A 2,500-nucleotide genomic window follows, 5' to 3' on the forward strand; every position below is an offset into this window, starting at 1 on the left:
AGCTCGGAAGCTCGGAAGGAAGAATGCTCCTCCCCTGCCGAGGGCCAAAGCGGTTTCTGGAAAGGCCGGCAGAAGGAGGGGGCTGGGCCAGGTGGATGACGGCTCGCGTCAGTTGGGCCGATCGGGCCGGGTTTCGGGCTGGATTATCCGATTGCCAGGAATGCAGGTTCGCTCGATGCGCTTGGTGGCAACGGCGCTGCTTGTACCGACGGCATTGGCACGTCGGATTGGCGGCGGTCTTCGAACTTGCGGTCGGATCAGGGTCTGCGGTGTTCTCGATGGAGGATCGCGCTGGGGCGCCGGATTGCCTGGGCTTCTTGTGCACGCGGTTCTGCCGCTCGGCCTCCGCGTTGGTACTGGGACGGTTTTTCCGGCGGTCTGGTCTGGCGCTTTCGCGTCCTGGCCTCGGGCCGAGCTAGGCTTGGGAGCTATGACGCGGCCTTACCTCGGCCCCCTCGCGCTCCGCCATTTCCCTTTGCCTGTGCCTAGAACGACAAAACCCCGCCGGCTTTTGGCGCGGCGGGGTTTTGTGTGTTTGTCATCGTAGAGAGAAGATTGAGTGTCTCGAAGGGTTTGTTTTTTCTGTGCTTTGCAGGCCTGGCAGCGACCTACTCTCCCGTGTCTTAAGACAAAGTACCATTGGCGCAGAGGAGTTTAACGGCCGAGTTCGGAATGGGATCGGGTTCAGGCTCCTCGCCATGACCACCAGGCCGGCGAAGCACAGAAACTGGTTTTGTCATCGATGTTCATTGTCGGTGCTCTCTTGGAGATCACCTGGGATGAGCATGGATTAATGAGAATGATCAAGCCAATCGAGTTATTAGTACCGGTAAGCTACATGCGTTGCCGCACTTCCACACCCGGCCTATCAACGTGGTGGTCTACCACGACTCTCAAGGGAATACTCGTTTTGAGGTGGGTTTCCCGCTTAGATGCTTTCAGCGGTTATCCCGTCCGTACATAGCTACCCTGCAATGCGGCTGGCGCCACAACAGGTCCACCAGAGGTACGTCCATCCCGGTCCTCTCGTACTAAGGACAGATCCTCTCAATATTCCTACACCCACGGCAGATAGGGACCGAACTGTCTCACGACGTTCTGAACCCAACTCACGTACCACTTTAATCGGCGAACAGCCGAACCCTTGGGACCTTCTCCAGCCCCAGGATGTGATGAGTCGACATCGAGGTGCCAAACGATGCCGTCGATATGGACTCTTGGGCATCATCAGCCTGTTATCCCCAGAGTACCTTTTATCCGTTGAGCGATGGCCCGTCCACGTGGGACCACCGGATCACTATGGCCGACTTTCGTCTCTGCTCGACTTGTCAGTCTCGCAGTCAGGCGGGCTTATGCCATTGCACTCGACGACCGATTTCCGACCGGTCTGAGCCCACCATCGCGCGCCTCCGTTACACTTTGGGAGGCGACCGCCCCAGTCAAACTACCCACCATGCACGGTCCCGGATCCGGATGACGGACCGCGGTTAGACATTCATATTCACAAGGGTGGTATTTCAAGGATGGCTCCACACGAGCTAGCGCCCATGCTTCAAAGCCTACCACCTATCCTACACATGCAAACACGAATGCCAGTGCAAAGCTATAGTAAAGGTTCATGGGGTCTTTCCGTCTGACCGCGGGAACCCCGCATCTTCACGGGGAATTCAATTTCACTGAGTAGGTGCTGGAGACAGCGGGGAAGTCGTTACGCCATTCGTGCAGGTCGGAACTTACCCGACAAGGAATTTCGCTACCTTAGGACCGTTATAGTTACGGCCGCCGTTTACCGGGGCTTCGATTCAAAGCTTGCACCTCTCCTCTTAACCTTCCGGCACCGGGCAGGCGTCAGACCCTATACGTCGCCTTACGGCTTCGCAGAGCCCTGTGTTTTAGGTAAACAGTCGCTACCCCCTAGTCTGTGCCCCCTCGCCCTGGTTGCCCAAGACGAGGGCCTCCTTCTCCCGAAGTTACGGAGGCAATTTGCCGAGTTCCTTCAGCACCATTCTCTCAAGCGCCTTGGTATACTCTACCAGTCCACCTGTGTCGGTTTAGGGTACGGTCTATAAGCGGGAGCTATTTCCTGGAACACCTTCACTGCAGCACCAATCCAATAAGGCACTACAATACACGGCATTCGTCACTACCCGCAGGCTGAGGAATATTCACCTCATTCCCATCGACTACGCCTTTCGGCCTCGCCTTAGGAGCCGGCTAACCCTGCGCAGATTAGCTTTACGCAGGAACCCTTGGACTTTCGGCGACAGTGTCTCTCACACTGTTTGTCGTTACTCATGTCAGCATTCGCACTTCCGATACCTCCAGAAGCTCTCACGAGTCTTCCTTCACAGGCTTACGGAACGCTCCGCTACCACTTGATCCGAAGATCAAATCCGCAGCTTCGGCACATGGCTTGAGCCCCGTTACATTGTCGGCGCAGGAACCCTTATTTAGACCAGTGAGCTGTTACGCTTTCTTTAAATGATGGCTGCTTCTAAGC

At 56.4% G+C, this 2,500-nt stretch carries 2 rRNA genes (1 of these 2 only partly in view); both read right to left on the reverse strand.

The features are described 5' to 3' along the window. Positions 1–595 precede the first annotated feature (595 nt). A 5S ribosomal RNA gene (gene rrf / locus ACHMWQ_RS02755) occupies positions 596–710 on the reverse strand. A gap of 89 nt (positions 711–799) precedes the next feature. Further along, positions 800–2,500, reverse strand: a 23S ribosomal RNA gene (locus tag ACHMWQ_RS02760) (it continues 1,051 nt past the right edge of the window).

The organism is Kaistia sp. UC242_56, from assembly GCF_044452255.1.
Classification (GTDB): Bacteria; Pseudomonadota; Alphaproteobacteria; order Rhizobiales; family Kaistiaceae; genus Kaistia; species Kaistia defluvii_A.